The sequence below is a fragment of the Euzebyales bacterium genome (genome assembly GCA_036374135.1).
GTDB lineage: Bacteria > Actinomycetota > Nitriliruptoria > Euzebyales > JAHELV01 > JAHELV01.
The window spans coordinates 199910-218352 of the sequence record DASUUK010000024.1 but is presented as its reverse complement, the minus strand read 5'-3'; the positions used below and the strand labels follow the sequence as shown (position 1 = coordinate 218352).

Annotated in this window: 16 protein-coding genes; 4 read left to right on the top strand and 12 right to left on the bottom strand. The window is 71.1% G+C overall.

Annotation, left to right across the window (positions count from 1 at the left end; genetic code table 11):
• Positions 1–4 precede the first annotated feature (4 nt).
• The 5 genes from VFZ70_03710 to VFZ70_03690 all read right to left on the bottom strand — a co-directional run bounded on the left by VFZ70_03710 (position 5) and on the right by VFZ70_03690 (position 5126).
• Positions 5–1501, bottom strand: coding sequence for a CoA-acylating methylmalonate-semialdehyde dehydrogenase (locus tag VFZ70_03710; protein HEX6254898.1), 1497 nt, complete (start codon positions 1499–1501; stop codon positions 5–7).
• Between the two features lie 166 nt (positions 1502–1667).
• The gene (locus VFZ70_03705) at positions 1668–2804 is read right to left on the bottom strand and encodes a dimethylsulfoniopropionate demethylase (GenBank protein HEX6254897.1); all 1137 of its coding nucleotides are present in this window, start codon (positions 2802–2804) and stop codon (positions 1668–1670) included.
• Between the two features lie 90 nt (positions 2805–2894).
• A complete protein-coding gene (locus VFZ70_03700) occupies positions 2895–3773 on the bottom strand; it encodes an RNA polymerase sigma-70 factor (GenBank protein HEX6254896.1) in 879 nt (292 codons plus the stop codon).
• Positions 3770–4216, bottom strand: a complete 447-nt coding sequence (locus VFZ70_03695; GenBank protein ID HEX6254895.1) for a hypothetical protein — start codon at positions 4214–4216, stop codon at positions 3770–3772. Before VFZ70_03695 ends, VFZ70_03700 begins: the two co-directional genes overlap by 4 nt.
• Positions 4209–5126, bottom strand: a complete 918-nt coding sequence (locus VFZ70_03690; protein ID HEX6254894.1) for an NAD(P)-dependent oxidoreductase — start codon at positions 5124–5126, stop codon at positions 4209–4211. Before VFZ70_03690 ends, VFZ70_03695 begins: the two co-directional genes overlap by 8 nt.
• Positions 5127–5298: 172 nt before the next feature.
• Between VFZ70_03690 and VFZ70_03685 the strand changes: the two genes are divergently transcribed.
• The 4 genes from VFZ70_03685 (at position 5299) to VFZ70_03670 (ending at position 8656) form a co-directional block, all read left to right on the top strand.
• Positions 5299–6426 carry a sulfite oxidase gene (locus VFZ70_03685; protein HEX6254893.1) on the top strand — a complete coding sequence of 376 codons (1128 nt, stop codon included), beginning with the start codon at positions 5299–5301 and terminating at the stop codon, positions 6424–6426.
• A gap of 73 nt (positions 6427–6499) precedes the next feature.
• Positions 6500–7870, top strand: a complete 1371-nt coding sequence (locus tag VFZ70_03680) for an NAD(P)/FAD-dependent oxidoreductase (protein HEX6254892.1) — start codon at positions 6500–6502, stop codon at positions 7868–7870.
• Positions 7871–7996: 126 nt separating this feature from the next.
• Entirely contained in the window at positions 7997–8167 is a 171-nt protein-coding gene (locus VFZ70_03675; GenBank protein HEX6254891.1) for a hypothetical protein, read from the top strand.
• Positions 8168–8200: 33 nt separating this feature from the next.
• Positions 8201–8656, top strand: a complete 456-nt coding sequence (locus VFZ70_03670; GenBank protein ID HEX6254890.1) for a pyridoxamine 5'-phosphate oxidase family protein — start codon at positions 8201–8203, stop codon at positions 8654–8656.
• Between the two features lie 29 nt (positions 8657–8685).
• On the opposite strand, the gene VFZ70_03665 is transcribed toward VFZ70_03670, so the two are convergent.
• From VFZ70_03665 to VFZ70_03635, 7 genes are all read right to left on the bottom strand, one after another.
• On the bottom strand, positions 8686–9066 hold the full coding sequence (locus tag VFZ70_03665; GenBank protein HEX6254889.1) for a DoxX family protein: 381 nt from the start codon (positions 9064–9066) through the stop codon (positions 8686–8688).
• A 114-nt stretch (positions 9067–9180) separates the two neighbouring features.
• The gene (locus VFZ70_03660) at positions 9181–9735 is read right to left on the bottom strand and encodes an isochorismatase family protein (GenBank protein HEX6254888.1); all 555 of its coding nucleotides are present in this window, start codon (positions 9733–9735) and stop codon (positions 9181–9183) included.
• Between the two features lie 97 nt (positions 9736–9832).
• Positions 9833–10771: a DICT sensory domain-containing protein gene (locus VFZ70_03655; GenBank protein ID HEX6254887.1), complete on the bottom strand. Its 939-nt coding sequence runs from the start codon at positions 10769–10771 to the stop codon at positions 9833–9835.
• Between the two features lie 124 nt (positions 10772–10895).
• Positions 10896–12506: a glucose-6-phosphate isomerase gene (gene pgi / locus VFZ70_03650; protein ID HEX6254886.1), complete on the bottom strand. Its 1611-nt coding sequence runs from the start codon at positions 12504–12506 to the stop codon at positions 10896–10898.
• A gap of 206 nt (positions 12507–12712) precedes the next feature.
• Entirely contained in the window at positions 12713–14599 is a 1887-nt protein-coding gene (locus VFZ70_03645) for a hydantoinase B/oxoprolinase family protein (GenBank protein HEX6254885.1), read from the bottom strand.
• A 3-nt stretch (positions 14600–14602) separates the two neighbouring features.
• Positions 14603–16726 carry a hydantoinase/oxoprolinase family protein gene (locus VFZ70_03640; GenBank protein ID HEX6254884.1) on the bottom strand — a complete coding sequence of 708 codons (2124 nt, stop codon included), beginning with the start codon at positions 16724–16726 and terminating at the stop codon, positions 14603–14605.
• Positions 16727–16744: 18 nt separating this feature from the next.
• Complete coding sequence (locus tag VFZ70_03635; protein HEX6254883.1) at positions 16745–17965, bottom strand: CoA transferase; 1221 nt, start codon at positions 17963–17965, stop codon at positions 16745–16747.
• Between the last annotated feature and the right edge of the window lie 478 nt (positions 17966–18443).

Below are 18443 nucleotides of genomic sequence, written 5' to 3'. Positions count from 1 at the left end.
GCGTCTAGTCGGCGGTCGGCATGTCGTAGCTGGCGCCCGACGCGTGGTGGACGTGGGGCCAGCGGACAGTGACCTTCTTGCTCTGGGTGTAGAACGTCACGCCCTCGGGCCCATGGACCCCGCTGGCGCCGAACAGCGAGGCCTTCCAGCCGCCGAACGAGTGGTAGGCCATCGGCACCGGGACCGGCACGTTGATGCCGACCATTCCGACGTTGACTCCACGGTGGAATCGCCGGGCCGCCTCGCCGCTGTTGGTGAAGATGGCGGTGCCGTTGCCATAGGGGTTGGCGTTGATCAGCGCGATCGCGTCGTCGACGGTGTCGCTGCGCACGACCGACAGGACCGGCCCGAAGATCTCGTCGGTGTAGACCTCCATGTCGGTCGTGACGTGGTCCAGCACGGTCGGCCCGACCCAGAAGCCCTCCTCGTGGCCCTCGACCACCAGGCCGCGGCCGTCGAGCGTCACCTTCGCGCCGGCCTGCTCGCCCGATTCGATGTAGCCAAGGATCCGCTCCTGCGCCTGCTTGGTGACCACCGGCCCCATCTCGCTGGCCGGGTCACGGCCTGGGCCGACCTTCACCGCTGCGCCCTTGTTGTGTAGCATTTCGTTGAGCGCGTCGCCCGACGAACCGACGGCGACGGCCGCCGAGACCGCCATGCACCGCTCGCCCGCGGAGCCGAACGCCGCCGCGACGAGGTGGTCGCTCGCGAAGTCCAGGTCGGCGTCCGGCAGCACGATGGCGTGGTTCTTCGCGCCACCCAGCGCCTGGACCCGCTTGCCGTGCTCGTTGGCGCGACCGTGGATGTACCTGGCGGTCGGGGTCGATCCGACGAATGACACCGCCGCCACGTCCGAATGCTCGAGCAGGGCGTCGACGGCTTCGTTGTCGCCGTGGACGACATTGAAGACCCCGCCGGGCAGGCCGGCCTCGGCCCACAGCTCGGCCACGCGCTCTGACACCGACGGATCGCGTTCGCTGGGCTTGAGCACGAACGTGTTGCCGCACGCGATCGCGACGGGATGCATCCACATCGGGACCATCATCGGGAAGTTGAAGGGCGTGATGCCCGCACAGACCCCGAGCGGCTCGCGGTAGCTGAACGCGTCGACGTCGGCCGACACCTGATCGGAGTACTCGCCCTTGAGCAGCTGCGGGATGCCGCACGCAAACTCGACGACCTCGAGCCCGCGTTGCACCTCACCCTTGGCGTCCGACAGCACCTTGCCATGCTCGTCGGAGACGATCTCCGTCAGCTCGTCAGTGCGGTCGTTGATCAGCTCGCGGAAGTTGAACAGGATGCTGGTCCGCCGCGACAACGACGTGTGCGACCACTCCTCGAATGCCGCCGCGGCGGCCCCCACGGCGGCGTCGACGTCGGTGGTCGAGGCGAGCACGACCTCCGCCTGCTGCTGGCCCGTCGCGGGATTCCACACGGGCGCGGCTCGGGTCGAGTCGCCGATGGCCGGTTCCCCGTTGATCCAGTGCTTGATGGTCCTCACGTCGTCCGTCCTTGGTCGTCGGTGGAAGTGGCGCTGGGAGTCGTCGATGTCTTCGTCGTCATCGTCGATGATTCGCAGACAGGGGTGCCGCCGCTTGTGTTCCCGTTGCGCCGTGAACGCCTGCACCGGTGAGGCGGCGGTGTCGTGGTTGCACAGGCTGCCGGCCTCATGACCCCGGCGGCCGGAACGGCAGCTCCGAGACCGTCGCCGCCGTGACGCCGTCCGGCATCGTGACGGTCAGGTCCGTGCCTGGTCGCGCGTGCGTGCGGTCGAGCATCGCGATCGCGACGCCGCGCCGCCGGGCGGGTGAGACCGCCGCCGAGGTCACCTCACCGACGCGCTGGCCGCCGACCGTCACGGGCCACGGCATGACACACGGCGGGAGCGCGGTGGCATCCAGCTCCAGGCCCATGATCCTGCGCAGGGCGCCACGGGCGGCGACCTCCTCCAAGGCGGCGCGGGCGAGGAACGTGATGGGCCGGTCGACGTGGCAGTACCGCTCGAAGCGGCACTCGAACGGGTTGTGGGCGCGCGTCATGTCCGCGCCGTACGACAGCAGCCCGCCCTCGATCCGCTCGATCAGGTTGGGGCCGCCGGCGGCGACGTCCAGGTCCTGGCCGGCGTCCCACAGCGCGTCCCACAGCGGGAGCGCGAGGTCGACGCGGTCGACGTAGATCTCGAAGCCGCCCTGCCGGCTCCAGCCGGTGCGGGCCACCATCAGCGGATGACCGGCGAAGGCCACGTGGCTGAAGCGGAAGAAGCGGATGTCGCGGACGACGTCGCCGAGCACGCGGGCCACGAGGTCCTCCGCCTTGGGTCCCTGCACCGCGAGCGGCGCGACCGGCGGCGTGGTGACCGCGGCGTCCAGCCCGAGGCCGTGTGCGAGGCCGGCGACCCACAGGTCGACGTCGGCGTCCGCGATCGACAGCCAGAAGCGGTCGTCGTCCAGGACCGAGATGACCGGGTCGTTGACGACACCCCCGTCAGCGTCGACCAGCGGTGCGTACAGGCAGCGCCCGGGCCGCGCCGTGGACAGATCCCTGGGGGTCAGCAGCTGCACCAGCCGCGCGGCGTCGGGTCCCCGCACCTCGACCTGGCGCTGGCATGACACGTCCCACAGCTGGACGTGCTCGGTCAGGTGCCAGTAGTCCTCGTCCAACGATCGGAACGTCACCGGGAGCAGCGTGTGGTTGTACACGGTGTACGCGCGGACGCCCGCCGCCTCGACCCGCGGCGTGAACGGGGTGATCCGCACCCTCGTGCTCGGGCTCAGCGTCGGCCCCCCGTGCGCGCCTGCGGTCATCGTCGCTCCTGGCCGCCGCTGTCGACGGGGCGGAACGTAGCCGATCACACCGGACGTGACCAGTGCGCCACCGGTACCGGCGCTCCCGGGTCATGATCCCGGTTCGCGCTGCGACAGGTTCGCCAGCTTCGCCGGGTTGCGGAGCACGTCGATGCCCCTGATCCGCCCGTCCGCCGCGTGCAGGATCCACGCGCTGTCGATGGCCCCGTCCGCCCGGTGGACGCAGATGCCGGGCTCGCCGTTGAGCTCGCGCACCGAGAATGTCCAGTCCAACGGCCGCAGCCGCGCCAGCGACAGGATGACCTGGGCGACGCGCTCCGCTCCGTGCTGCGGATGCCGCGCGGCCGACACGACGCCACCTCCGTCGGCGACGAACGTCACGTCGGGAGCCAGCACCGCCATCAGCGCATCGAGGTCGGCGCCGGCCACCGCGTCGACGAATGCCCGCGCCACGTCGTCACGCCGCTGCGCGTCCCGCTCGTACCGGGGACGTCGCTCGGCCAGGTGCGCACGCGCGCGCGACGCGGCCTGCCGCACGGCCGCGGGTGAGCGGTCGAGCATGGAGGCGATCTCGTCGTGGCGGTAGCCGAACACGTCGTGCAGCAGGAACACGGCGCGCTCGACCGGCGACAACTGCTCGAGCACGACCAGGAACGCCAGGTTCAGGGTGTCGGCGGTACCCGCCAGGTCCGCCGGATCCGCGTCGTCGGTGGCCAACGGCTCGGGCAGCCACGGCCCCACGTACGTCTCCCGCCGGCGCTGGGCGGACTTCAGACGGTCCAGGCAGATCCGCGACATGACCGTCGTGAGCCATCCGGCGGGGTTGGCGATCTCCGCCTGATCGGCCCGGGTCCACCGCAGGAACGCCTCCTGCACGGCGTCCTCGGCCTCACCGACCTCGCCGAGCATGCGGTAGGCGATGCCGAACAGCCGTCCCTGGTTGGCAGACACGACGTCATCGGTGGTCATCGGTCTGCTCCGATCGCGGTGTGACGGCGCGGCGCTGCGTCAGATCGTGCCCGCGGGGCCGGCGACCACGCCAGCCAGGTGGGCACGATCACGCCGAGACCGAGCGTCACCACGTTCATGGCGGCATCGAGCGGTGCGAGTCCGTCGAGGTGCAGCGTGTGGTACAGCAGGTGCGGAGCGCCGACCACGAGCGCCGCTGCCGCCGCCAACCGCACGAGCGCGGGCTCGGCGCGGTACGCCGCCACGGCCGCGACCACCGCGAGTCCGAGGTTCAGCGCGCCGACGTCGCGGATCAGATGTTCGTTGAACGGTCCGTCGACGGCGACCCACGCACGTCCGAACGGGAAGTCGCTGTAGAAGGAGCCGGGCGCCAGCAGCGCCCACACACCGACCGTCGCGGCGACGGCCGCGAGCGCGCCCAGTGCGATCCGCCGGCTACGCATGGTCGGGCACCGTCGCGACGCGGTCGAGTACCTGCAGCCACCCCGCACGGCGGTCGAACGTCGGCCGCCACCGCGTGGCGCCGCGCAACCGTCGGTTCGACACGCGCTGCGAACGCATCACCAGCCGCAGTTGCGGGCCGACCGCCAGCCACCCGGGCAGGCCGTGCACCCGCCGGCCGAACACCTCGCGGAGCACGTCCAGGTGTGCCGCGCCGGTCAACGGGTCGTCCTCGACGACGTTGTAGACGCCGGCGGGTGCCTCGAGCGCGGCGACGACCGCCGCCGCGGCATCGTCGACGTGCACCCACGGCCGGTGACCGCCGGCCGGCTCCGGCAGGGCCAGCAGACCGCGGCGCAGCGTCCGGACCAGCAGCGCGATCTGCGCCGAGTCCGCGGCGTAGAACGCACCGAAGCGCAGTGCGATCCCCGTCCCGCCCCCCTCGCCAAATCGGGCGGCGTGGGCCTCGGCGACGGCGCTTGCCGCAGCGAACGACGGTGGATCCAGCGGTGCGCGCTCATCGATCCACTCGGTGCCGCGGTCCGGGTAGACGAAGGCGAGCGCCTCCTGGACGTACCGTGCCGCACCGGTGGCGAGCGCCCCGTCGACCAGGTTGCCGGCCGCCTCGGTCCGCAGCCGGTCGGTCGTGTGCCAGGCCGAGCGCCGAGCCATGCGCGACGGCGGGGGGATCGCCGTGGCGAGGTTCACGACCGCGTCGTGGCCCTCGACGGTGGTCGCGACCGCTGTCGCGTCGAACAGGTCGACCGCGATCGGCTCCGCGCCCTGCGCGCGCAACGATGCGGCGCGGGCCGGCCCGCGCGCGACGGCGGTGACGGTGTGGTGGCGCCCGACGAGTGCCGGAACGACCCGGCGGCCCAGGACGCCGGTCGCGCCGGCGATGAAGATGCGCATGGTGTGCTCCTCGATGTGGGTGTTGGCGTTGCCTGGTGTGACGAGATGCCCGTACAGGATGTGACATCCGGTGCCGGTGGACGGGCGGGCGGTGATGCGGAAGGATCCGGTCGCGTCGCGGGTTGCCCGCGCGCGGCCGGTTCTCCATGGCCGGTGGGACGAAGGGAGCACCATGACGGACACGGCACCGGACGCCTCCGTGGCGGAGACACCACCGACGGGCACGGTGGTGAGCGATCAGATCACCCGGGAGGAGTTGCAGCTCGCGACGCGCAACCACGGCATGCCGCTCGAGGCGATGCGCTACGACATCACGCCCATCGGGCTCCACTACCTGCTCACCCACTACGACATCCCTGTCACCGACGGCGACCGCTGGCGCCTGCGCATCGACGGCGCGGTGAAGCAACCGCTCATGCTGTCACTTGACGACCTGCGTCACCGTGAGACGGTCACGCGCCCGGTAACGATGGAGTGCGCAGGCAACGGGCGCGCGCGGCTGTCGCCCCGCGCGCTGAGCCAGCCGTGGTTGCTGGAGGCGATCGGCACCGGGGAGTGGACCGGCACGCCGTTGTGGCCACTGCTGGAGGAGGCGGGACTGTCGCCCGACGTCGTCGACGTGGTGTTCACCGGCGCGGACCGCGGGGTCGAGGGCGGTGACGAGCAGCACTACCAGCGCAGCCTGACCCCCGCCCAGGCACGCGACGAGGGTCCGCTGCTCGTCCACGGCCTCAACGGCGCACCGCTGCCGCCGCAGCACGGGTTCCCGGTGCGACTGCTGGTGCCCGGTTGGTACGGGATGACAAGCGTCAAATGGCTGTCGCGGATCACCGCGTCGACCGAACCGTTCGGCGGGTACCAGCAGGCCAGCGCGTACCGGTACAAGAGCGACCCGGACGAGGCGGGTGAGCCCGTGACCCGCATGGTCGTGCGGTCGTTGATGGTCCCGCCCGGCATCCCCGACTTCTTCACCCGCGCGCGGTACGTCGCACCCGGCGAGGTGACGCTCGCCGGACGCGCCTGGTCGGGCGCAGGGACGATCACACGGGTCGAGGTCAGCACCGACGACGGCGCGTCCTGGAACGACGCCGAGCTCCACGCCGCCGTCGTCGACCACGCCTGGCAGGCGTGGCGGTTCGCCTGGAACGCCACCGACGGCGACCACGTGCTCGCGTGCAGGGCCACCGACAGCGCGGGCGAGACCCAACCTGACGACCACCGGTGGAACCTCGGCGGCTACGCCGTCAACACCGTGCACCGCGTGCCGGTGACCGTCACCGCGCACCCGCCCGGCGACTGATCGCCCGGCCGCCGCGTGGCGGCCGCGTCCGGTGGGTACGCGGGTGGTCCACGCGGTCAACAGGAGGACTCCGGTGGCGCACCATGACGTGATCGTGCTCGGCGCCGGCTCGGCCGGGGAGAACATCGCTCACGCGCTCGCCGGCGACGGCCGCGAGGTCGCGGTCGTCGAGCGCGCGCTGGTCGGCGGCGAGTGCCCGTTCACGGCGTGCATGCCCAGCAAGGCGATGCTTCGCTCCGGGGAGGTGCGGACGCTGCTGGACCACGTCACCGAGCTCGGGGCGATGATGGACCCGATCACGCCGAGCCGTCCCGACAAGGGATTCGCGCACGCCGCGCAGCGACGTGATGAGCTCGTCGACCACCGAGACGACACGCAGCACGCCGCGGGCCTGCGCGACGCCGGCGTCACGCTGCTGCGCGGCGACGCCCGCGTGAACGGACCCGGCACCGTCACGGTCGACGGGCAGGAGCACACGTGGGACGACCTCGTCATCGCCACCGGCGCACGCGATGTGCGTCCACCGATCGACGGGCTCGACGACGTCGACGCGTGGACCAGCGACGACGCCTGGACCGCCGACGAGCGCCCCGCGTCGCTGCTGATCATCGGTGGTGGACCCGTCGGCTGCGAGATCGCCCAACTGTACGCCCGCTTCGACGTGCCGGTCACCGTGGTCGAGATGACCGACACGCTCGCCAACAGCGAGCCGCCCGAGATCGGCCGGTTCCTGGGCGAGCGACTGGCCGAGGAGGGTGTCACGGTGCGCGCCGGCGTCGAGGTGGAACGCGTGGAATGCCGCGACGGTGGCGTGCGTGCGCAGCTCGACGACGGGTCGACCGTGCACGCGGCGGTGCTGGTGCTGGCCACCGGGGTCGCGCCCCGCCTGGACGACCTCGGCCTCGAGACGCTCGGGCTCGACGTCTCCGACGGCATCCAGATCGATGAGCGGTGCAGGGTCATCGGCGCCGACCACGTGTGGGCGGCCGGCGACGTGACGATGGTCGCGCCGTTCACGCACGTCGCCAACTACCAGGCGCGCGTCGTCGCTGCGAACCTGACCGGTGGACACGCGCGGACCGACCACCGTGCCGTCCCCCGCACGATGTACACCGACCCGCCGGTGGCCGGTGTCGGCCTGACGCCGGCAGAGGCGTCGCAGCGGTTCGCGCACGTGGCGGTCGGCCGGTGCGACCTGGCGGATCTGCCGCGCACCAGCGTCGCGGGTACGCCCGGCGGACGGCTCGTGCTGGTGGCCGACGTCGACGCCCAGGTCCTCGTGGGCGCCAGCGCGATCGGTGACATGGCCGACGCCTGGATCCACGAGGCGGTCCTCGCGATCCGCGCAGGTGTGCCGTTGGCCGTCCTGCGTGACACCATCCACGCCTTCCCGACCTACGCTGAGGCGTACGATGTCGCTCTCGGGGAGCTCGTCGACGGATAGTGACGCAGTGTGAGGTGCGCCGGACCGGCCGGTGGGCCCGTGCGGTGAAAGGTACGTGGCATGTGGAGGTGCGCGCGGTGTGGTGCGCGCAACGATCGCGCGGCGGGGCACTGTGGCCGGTGTGGCATGGCCAGCCCGTTCTCCGACGACGACCGCACACACACGATCGACATCCCGGCCGTCGATCCCGAACCGTCGCGTCCCGCGTCGTCGTCGCTGCCGTGGGCCGTGGTGGCGGTGGCTGTGCTCGCGCTGCTGGCCCTGATCGTCATCGCGGTCGTGACGCTGGTCGCGTGAGGCATCCGCACGCCGGCGCGGGAGGTACGGAGCATGGAACGGGTCGCGATGCCGTGGAGCGCGGTGGTCGAGGCGGCGACGGCGAGCGGGTGGACCACCTACGTCGGGACCGCCGACGCCCATGGACGTCCCCATGTCGCCGTCGTCGCTCCGGGGTTCGCCGACGGCACCGTGTGGTTCGCCACGCGCGCGTCGTCGAAGAAGTGCCGCAACCTCCGCGAGAACTCGGCGGTCGCGTTCCACTGGCCGATCCAGGGATCCGAGGCCGACGGCGAGCTCGCGGCGTGGGGGACCGCGACGGTCCACGACGGTGACGCCGAGCGGCATCGCCTGTGGGACGCGCGTGTGCTGCCGTACGATCTCAGCGGCTTCTTCGGCAGCGCCGAGAACCCGGATCTCGTGTTCGTCGAGGTCACCCTGCACCGCGCCCGCCTGCAGACGCAGCGCGGGACGCGTGTCTGGAGCGCCCAACGCGTCGACATGCCCTGACGTCGGCGTGACGCCAGGCGGACCCGACGCTACGAGACGTCGTCGTCACACCGCCGCTCGGCGGAGATGACCGTCAGCAGCCCACCCAGCAGGCTGACGTTCTTCATGAAGTGGATCAACTGGTTGATCTTGGCGCCCTCGTCGCTCTCCTCCCAGAACTGGTGACCGCCCACCGTCGTCGGGATCAGGTTGCCGACCATCGCCCACGCCGCCAGCTTCGGCTTGATGTTGAACACCAGCATCAGGCCGCCGATCAGGTTGATGGCACCGTGCAACCGCACCATGTTGGCAGGCTCGGGCAGGCCGAGCGCCTCCGCCGGAGCCGTCATCTGCTCGGCGTTCTGGATGGCGTTCGTGCTGCTGAACAGGAAGATCGCCGCGAGCAGGGTCCGGCGGATGAAGCCAAGCATCGTCGATGTCCTTTCACAAGGGAGAGATGTCGCAGATCTTCTCCACCCACCGGCCAGCTACACGCCGTGCCGATGGCCCATCCGGCGTGGTGGACCGTCGCCGCCGGGGTCGGATCAACGGGATTCGCCACGCTGGCGCAGCCGCGCGATGACCTCGGCCTCGCTCATCACGTCGGCGTACTTGGCGTCGAGGTCGAACAGGTTCGCTTCGTGGGGACGTGCGTCGCGGTCTCCGACCGCGTCCCGTACGACCACCGGAGCGAACCCGTGCTGGATCGCGTCGACGGCCGATGCGCGCACACAGCCGCTGGTCGACAGGCCGACGATGACGACGGTGTCGATGCCCAACGCCGTCAACGTCGACGCGAGGGACGTCCCGAAGAATGCGCTGGCGTACTGCTTGGTGACGACGACCTCGCCGTCCCGCGGTCGGGGCGCGTTGGGGAAGTCGGCCAGAGGGGAGCCCGCGTCGAGCACCGCCAGCGCGGGCACCTTGCGGTAGAACATCCCGCCGTCGGTGCCGCCGCGGATGAACTCGACGCGCGTGAAGATCACCGGCACCGACGTGTCGCGTGCGGCGTCCACGACGCGGGCGGCAGAGGCCACCGCGTCCTCGACACCGGCGTAGAGCGGCGACGACGGGTCGAGGTAGGCGCGGATGATGTCCACGACGAGGACGACCGGTCGGCGGCCGAAGCCCAGCCGCCCGGAGAACCCGGCCTGCGCGTAGTCGGCGCCGAGGTCGTCGGGGCGCCCGCTCGCCTGCTCAGCCGTGTTCCGTCACCTCGCCGTCGGCGTCGACCAGTCGGACGGGGACATCCACGGCGCCGGCGAGCGTCGTGAGGGTGTTGCCCCGGACGCGGTCCAGCAGCGAGGGGTTCGACACGTGCGCCGGCAGGTATATGGCGTCGGGCGCATAGCGGTCGACCGCGTCGCGCAGCGCCTTCGCGCCGCGGTCGACGGCGAGACGTGCGGGTGACAGCTCCCACGACGGGCTCAACGCGGCCTCCTCACTCGACCACGGACCGCTGGGATACGGGTTGGTCAGGTAGCTCTCGGTCGTGCGGTCGTACAGGACGACGCCGGCGCCGCTGTCGCGGGCGGCCGCGAGCGCCGCGTCGCGGACGGCGGCGTACCGGGGATCGCTGCCGTCGTCGGTCGCCGCGAGCATCCAGGTGGTCGGGCGTCGGGACGCCAACGACCGGGCGTGCTCGAGGCGCTGGGTCAGGTGATCGATGAGCCCCTCGTCGTCGGTCGTGAAACCCTCCCATGTGCGGCCCTCGTTGTAGGACGGGCCACGACGGAAGTACTTCGGCGGGGACGTCTCGAACCCGACGAACGCCAGTCGCTCGGTGCCGTGCAGGACGAGGAACCACTGGTTGTGCAACGCGTGGCGGTCCCGCGGGACGGCCACCCACTCGACGCGATCGGGACCAGCCTTGGGCTGGCCGACGCCGTACGCGATGACGTCCGCCTGCTTCTGCAGCTCGCGGTACACGTCGGACTCGTCGTCGAGGCGCGCCGCGTCCTGGAAGCCGACGTACAGGACCGCGCCGTCGTCACGCGCCGCCGCCTCGATCTCGCGCGTCGCCAGCAGCATCTCGCGGGCGTCGTTGACGAAGTGGGTGCCGCGCAACGGCCGGTCACCCGCCGCGTCGTGCAGCAGTGCCTGCAGACCGGGGTCTGACGCCTGAGTCGGTCCCATGTTCCCGTCACCTCGTCCGGTGGCGCTCACGTCCATCCTGGCCGTGCCACCACCTCGTCGCTCACCATAGTGGTTCGTCGCCGGCGGCGACCGGGATGCACCAGCGGTGCGTGTCCGGCGTCGTCTAGGTACTCGCGTACGCGCGGTACCGCTCGATCAGCGCCGTCGTGGAGCCGTCATGGGTGGCGTCGGTCCCATCGATGAGCTCGTCGCCGATGACGTCGGCGAGGACCTTGCCCAGCTCGACCCCCCACTGGTCGAAGGAGTTGATCTGCCAGATCGTCCCCTGCGTGAACACCTTGTGCTCGTAGCAGGCGATCAGCTGTCCGAGGGTCGAAGGGGTGAGCTCGGGCAGCAGGATCGTGTTGGTGGGGCGGTTGCCCGCGAAGACGCGGTGCGGTCGCTGCGTGTCGTCCACGCCGTCGGCCGCGACCTCGTCGCCCGTCCTGCCGAACGCCAGGGCCTCGGTCTGCGCGAAGCAGTTGGCCATGAGCAGTTGGTGGTGGTCGCCGACCGCATGCGGCGGGCGCGCCACGCCGATGAAGTCGGCTGGCACAAGCGTCGTTCCCTGGTGGATGAGCTGGTAGAAGGCGTGCTGTCCGTTGGTGCCCGGCTGCCCCCACACGATCGGACCCGTGTCGTGGTCGACGCGGCGCCCCTGGAGATCGACCGACTTGCCGTTGGACTCCATGTCGAGCTGTTGCAGATATGCCGGCAGCAGCGCGAGGTGCTCGCTGTAGGGGAGCACCGCGTGGGTGCTGGCGCCGAGGAAGTTGCGGTACCAGACGCCGAGCAGGCCGAGCAGCGCCGGGACGTTGCGGTCCAGAGGTGCGCTGGCGAAGTGCTCGTCCACGGTGTGGTAGCCGGCGAGCAGCCCGCGGAACCGGTCCGGTCCGATCGCCATCATCAACGACAGGCCGATGGCCGACGGCAACGAGTAGCGCCCGCCTACCCAGTCCCAGAAGCCGAACATGTTGTCGGTGTCGATCCCGAACTCGGCGACCCGGTCCGCGTTGGTCGACACCGCCACGAAGTGGCTGCGCACCGCATCCTCGCTGAAGTGGTTGACCAGCCATGAGCGCGCCGTGGCAGCGTTCGTCAACGTCTCCAGCGTGCCGAACGACTTCGAGCACACGACGAACAGCACGGTCTCGGGATCCAGGCCGGCCAGCGTCTGCGCGATGTCGGCGCCGTCGATGTTGGACACGAAGCGCACGTCGGGCCCGTCCGCCACGTGCCGCAGTGCGGTGTGGGCCATCTTCGGCCCGAGATCCGAGCCGCCGATGCCGATGTTGACGACCGTCCCGACGGGGGCGCCCGTATGGCCGGTCCACCGACCGTCACGCACGGCGTCGCTGAACTCGGCCATCTGGTCGAGCACGGCGTGGACGTCGGCCACGACGTCCTGTCCGTCGACATGGAGCGGCGCGTCGCGTGGCAGACGGAGCGCGGCGTGCAGCACCGCGCGATCCTCGGTGATGTTGAGGTGCTCGCCTCCGCGCATCGCAGCGATGCGTGCCGACAGCCCGGCGCGCTCGCCCAGTGCGATCAGCAGGCGCATCGTCTCGTCGGTCACGAGGTTCTTCGAGTAGTCCACGTACAGGTCGCCGGCCTCGGCGGTCAACCGGGTGCCGCGCGCCGGATCGTCGGAGAACAGGTCGCGCAGGTCGAACTGCGTCGCGCCGGCGTGCGCGGACAGCGCCGCCCACTCGTCGGTCGTCGAAATCGGCTGCACGACAGTCACCTTTCGCCGGGGACGTCCCACCGCGTCCACGCAGATGGACCGTGCGACCGTACACCGCCGTGCCGGTCACCTGACACGTCAGGGTCCGGGGCCGCCGCCGGACGGCTCGCGGGTGTGCCGGCCAGCCAGCCGAGGTGGTCGCTGGGCGGGCCGATCTCGGCCAGTTCGCTGCCGCGGCTCGATCGCGGCAGTCCGGTCTACCGCGAGCCCATGTGGCCGAACTGTGGTGGCTCGGGCGCCGGCAGGCCGGTCTCGTCCCGGCTGCGTCGCCTGAGGTCGTCGACCGTGCCGCCGAAGTCGAAGACGTCGGTGTCGCCCCGCTCGGCGCGCATCTGCCCGCGCAGGTCGGCCGTCGCCGTTTCGTCGACCGCCGGACGACGTCCGCCCGCGGCGTCGTCGGTGAGCACCACGCCGTAGCGGCGCGCGCCCTCGACGGTGACCAGGCCCCGGTCGACCTCCGCGGCGACCAGTTCGGGGTCGCGTTCGAGCGGGTCGCCCCAGCCGCCCCCGCCCCAGGTGATGTAGTGCAGCGCGTCGCCCTCGGCGACCTGGATCCGGTCGCACTTGCTCGGCAGGACCTCGCGGGTGCCGTCGACACGCTCGAGGACCTTGCGCGACCGTCCGCCGGGCAACCCGCCGTTCACGCCCCACGGGTAGGTCAACCAGCGATCGTCGTGGATCGACACCTCGCCCGGCTCCAGGAAGCGGTAGACCATCTCGATGCCGTTGCCCCCGCGGTGCTTGCCCGGACCGCCGGAGTCGGCGACGGTCTCGTAGTGATCTATGCGCAGGGGGAAGTAGGCCTCGAGGAACTCGTTGGGCACGTTGGTGAACGAGGGCCACAGCGAGTGCCCGTCGGGTCCGTCGCCGAACGGCCGGCCGGGGATCCCGCCGAAGCCGATCTGGTACAGCTGGAACCACTCGCCGCGCTTGTCGTAGCCCGAGTACATCAGGTGCGGTGACGACGAGAACCCCGCCGCATTCAGGAACTCCGGCTGGCGCTGACCCAGCAGCGCGCCCAGGACGTCGAAGATCCGACCCAATGCGTGGGTCCGGCACGACAACGCGGCCGGGTACCTCGGCTTGAGCAGCGTGCCCTCGGGGATCCGCACGTCGACCAGCGGGTAGAAGCCGTCGTTCCACAGGATCTGCGGGTCGAAGACCATGATCATGTAGATGCCGAAGAACATCCTGAACATGTTCTCGTTCAGGTAGAAGTTGATCGACCCCTCGGCCTGCGGATCGGTGCCCTCGAAGTCGAGGACGACCTTCTCGCCCTCCCGCCACATCGTGCAGTGGATCTTGTACGGTCCGTAGCCGCGGCCGTCGTCGCACACGTAGTCGGTGAACGACAGCTTCTCGGTGCTGATCGTGGTCTGGATCAGCTGCGCCATCGCCGCCCGGTTGCGTTCGAGCAGCGCGTCCAGGGTCGACAGGTAGACCCCGGGGCCGAACCGCTCGCACAGCTCGACGACCCGACGCCCGGCCGTGCGACACGCGGCCACGATCGCGTTGAGGTCGGAGCGGTTCCACTCCTTCATGCGCACCTGACGCAGGATCAGCTCCAGCGCCTCCTCTGCCAGCTCACCCTGCCGGTACAGCTTCAACGGCGGGATGACGACGCCCTCCTCGAAGATCGAGGTGGCGTCCGTCGGCAGGCTGCCGGGCACCTTGCCGCCCACGTCGGTCATGTGACCGAACATCGCGCCCCAGCCGACCAGCGCGCCGTCGAGGTAGACGGGGATGAGCACGAGCCAGTCGTTGGCGTGGCTGATCGCCGCGTCGCACGAGTACGGGTCGGACAGCAGGAACACGTCGCCGTCCTCGACCGTGCCCTCGTACGTGTCGAGGAATCCGCCGATGAACGACCCGAACTGGCCGACGACCATCCGGCCCTCGCGGTCGGCGATGATCGGGAACTCGTCGTGCTGCTCGCGGATGCCGGGCGACATCGCCGTGCGGAACAGCACGGCGTCCATCTCATAGCGCGCGTTGCGAAGGGCGTTCTCGATGATGTCGATCGTGACGACGTCGACGTCGACGCGGTCGAACCCACGGGGGTTGGCTTCGATGATCTGCGCCATGGCCTAGGCCTCCCTCGTCGCGTCGTCGGCGTGCGTCGCTCCGCCGTCGCCGTCGTCGGGGCGGATCATGATGTTGCCGAAGCGGTCGACCTCGCCGGTGTGTCCCGGCAGGATCAGGGTCGTCGAGTCCATCTCGGTGACGATCGCCGGGCCGGCGATGCGGTTGCCGGCGCGCAAGGCGGTCCGTTCGTACAGGTTCGCCGTGGCGTCCGCGCCGTCGACGTAGACCGTCGTCGTACCTTGCTGCGCGTCCGAGGGGTCGGCGCCGCCCGGGTCGATGTGCTCGGCGTCCACCTTCGCCTCGCCGCTGAGCACCACCGCGCGCAGGTTGACGATCTCGTGGTCGGCATCGAGGGCGAAGGTGAACAGTTGCTCGTGCTCGGTGTCGAACTCCGCGCCGACGCGGTCAAGCGAGAACCCGTCGAGGTCGACCTCGATCGGTAGCTCGAAGCCCTGCCCGTGGTAGCGGACGTCGACCTGGAACCGCGTCGTGGTCCGCTCGTGGCCGTCGCCCTTGTCGTCCCCGCCCGCCGGCGTCGCTGGCGCGACACCTTCACCCAGCGCGGCGGCGGCCTCGGCCTCCAGCTCGCGCAGGATGCCGGTGACTTCGTCGTCGGACGTGTCCGAGAACCTGCGGATGAACGTGCGCGCCGCCTCGTTGCGCAGGCGTGTGGTCGCGTCGCCGTAGGCGCACAGCACCCCGGGCGACGGCGGGATGATCACCGGCCACGAGCCCATCAGGCGGCCCAGCGCGTTGGCGTGCAGCGGGCCCGCGCCACCGAACGCGACGAGTGCGAACTCGCGCGGGTCGTAACCCTGCTGGATCGACACCAGGCGCAGCGCCCCGAACATGTTTTCGTTCACGATGTCGACGACGCCGGCCGCGGCCTGCCGCACGTCGACGCCCAGCGCGTCGGCGACGGTCGACACGGCGGCGGTCGCGGCGTCGACATCGAGCGACATCTCGCCGCCGAGCAGGCTGGGCGGCAGGTAGCCGAGGACCACGTTGGCGTCGGTGACAGTCGGCTGCTCGCCGCCGCGCCCGTATGCCGCCGGTCCGGGGTCGGCGCCCGCCGATTCGGGGCCGACCCGCAGCGCGCCCGTCAGCTCGGGCACATGCGCGATCGACCCGCCGCCCGCACCGACCGTGCGGACGTCGATCGACGACGCGCGCACCTTGAGGTCACCCACCTCGGTCTCGCGTCCGATGCGGGGTCGGCCGTCCTCTACGAGCGCCACGTCCGTCGACGTGCCACCCATGTCGAGCGTCAGCAGGTTGGTGTGGCCCGCGTGCCGCGCGATCCACAGCGCCCCCGCGACACCGCCGGCCGGTCCGCTCATCAGCATGGTCACCGGGGCGCTCGTCGCCGCCTGCGTCGACATCAAACCGCCGTCGGAGCGTAGGATGTGCAACCGGGCGGTCACGCCGCGGTCGGTCAGCTCCTTCTCCAGGTTGCCGATGTAGTACGAGACCCGCGGCTGTACGTACGCATTCGCGACGGTGGTCAACGTGCGCTCGTACTCCCGGATCTCGGGGAGGATCTCGCTGGACAGCGAGATCGGGATGTCGCCCATCACCTCCCGCGCGATCTCGGCGGTGCGCCGCTCGTGGTCGGGGTTGGCGAAGGCGTTGATGAACGAGATCGTCAGGGACTCGATGCCCCGGTCCGCCAGCTCCGCGAGTGCCGCGCCGACGCTGACCTCGTCGAGCGGGGTGACCTCGTTGCCGCGGGCGTCGATGCGACCGTCGACCTCCCGGGTGTGCTCGAGCGCCGCGAGCGGTGCCGGCTTGTTCCAGATGATCCAGCCTGCAAGTCCACCTGGCACGAACGACCGGGCGATGTGCAGCACCTGCCGGTACCCGGTCGTGACCAGCAGGCCGACGGTCGCGCCCTTGCCCTCCAGGACCGCATTGGTCGCCACGGTCGTGCCGTGCATGACGTGCGCCAGGTCGCCGGGCGCCACGCCGAGGTCCGCTGTCAGCTTCTCGATCCCCGTCAGCACGCCCCTCGACGGGTCGTCCGGCGTCGACGGCGTCTTCGCACGGAACGTCGCGCCCGTGTCCTCGTCGATCAGCAACAGGTCGGTGAACGTCCCACCCACGTCCACGCCGAGTCGGTAGGTCACGGTGCGCCTTTCTGCCGGTCAGATGATCTCGTCGGATCGCAGGGCGGTCAGCGTCGCCTGGTCGAGGCCGAGGAGACCGCCGTAGATCTCCGGGTTGTGCTCACCCAGCTCGGGCCCGGCCCACCGCACCGCGCCGGGCGTGTCCGACAGCCTTGGCGCGACGTTCTGCATGCGCAGGTCGTCGAACCGCGGGTGGGGCACCGACACGATGGTGTCGCGGGCGGCGAAGTGCGGATCGTCGAGCATGTCGGCGGCGCGGAAGATGCGGCCCGCGGGCACCCCGTGCGCCTCGAGTTCGGCCAGGAGGCGATCGGCGTCGTGCTGGGCGGTCCACCCGGCGATGAGGCCGTCGAGCTCCTCCTGGTGCTCGCCGCGCGCCGAGTGCGTCGCGTAGCGGGGGTCATCCGCCAGTTCCGGCTGTGCCATCACCTGGGCGAGGCGCACGAAGACGGTGTCCTGGTTGGCGCCGATCAGGATCTGGTCGCCGCCGGCAGTGGGGTAGACGTTGCTCGGCGCGACGTTCGGCAGGATCGACCCGGTCCGCTCCCGCGTGTAGCCGGCGACCGTGTACTCGGGTACCAGTGACTCCATCATCGCCAGCACGGCCTCGTAGATCGCCGAGTCGACGACCTGACCGTGGCCCGTGCGCTCCCGGGCGTGGATGGCGGCCAGCGCGCCGTAGGCCGCGTAGGCGCCGGCCAGCGAGTCGCCGATGGAAATGCCCACGCGGCTGGGCGGGCGGTCGGGCGATCCCACGACGTACCGCAGCCCGCCCATCGCCTCACCGATCGAGCCGTAGCCGGCCCGCGGGGCGTACGGCCCAGTCTGGCCGTAGCCGGTGACGCGCACCATGACCAGGCGCGGGTTGATGGCCGACAGCGCGTCGTAGCCCAGGCCCCACCGCTCGAGGGTGCCGGGGCGGAAGTTCTCGACGAGGACGTCGGACTCGGCGACCAGGCGGCGCACCAGGTCCTGGCCGCGCTCGTCCCGAAGGTTCGCAGTGACCGACTTCTTGTTGCGGGCGAGCACGGGCCACCACAGCGACTGGCCATGGGGCTTCTCGCGGCCCCACTCGCGCATCGGGTCGCCGACGCCAGGTTGCTCGACCTTGATGACCTCGGCGCCGAAGTCGCCGAGCAGCTGTCCGCAGAACGGTCCGGCGAGCAGGACGCCCATCTCGATGACGCGGAGGTCGGCCAACGGTCCGCCCGTCACGGCGTCCGAACCGGTTCCACTCATCGGTGGGCAGGACCTCCCGTCAGCGGCGCGGCGCCGCACGGCACGTGGACCGCACGCTACGGGCCATCGCGATGCCGGACAACCCCCAACCCCACGCCGATGATGGCCGGAGCGGCCAAGCCGATGGCCGATGGCAGCCGGGTGGCGAGCGCCTCGTGGCCGCCGGTGCGGCGACGGCGCGTGTCGTGGTGAACAGCCCGGTGAGGTTGACGTCCAGACTGCGTCCCACCTGCCGATCGACGTTCACCACCGTCCCGACGCCGCGGATGCCGGCGCAGTTCGCGAGCCCGTCGACGCCGTTGGCGGCGCGCCGTCACGTTGATCGTCCTGCCGCTGAACTCGCCATGGCCGCGACCTCGCAGTCTCGGTCCGCCCGCTCTCACCGGTCATGGCACACGCATACGAGCGCCACCCGACGCGCAGGTTCCGCGCCGTCTCCTGCGGCGGCCCGACCGTGGGGCAGCCGGGGCACTCGCAC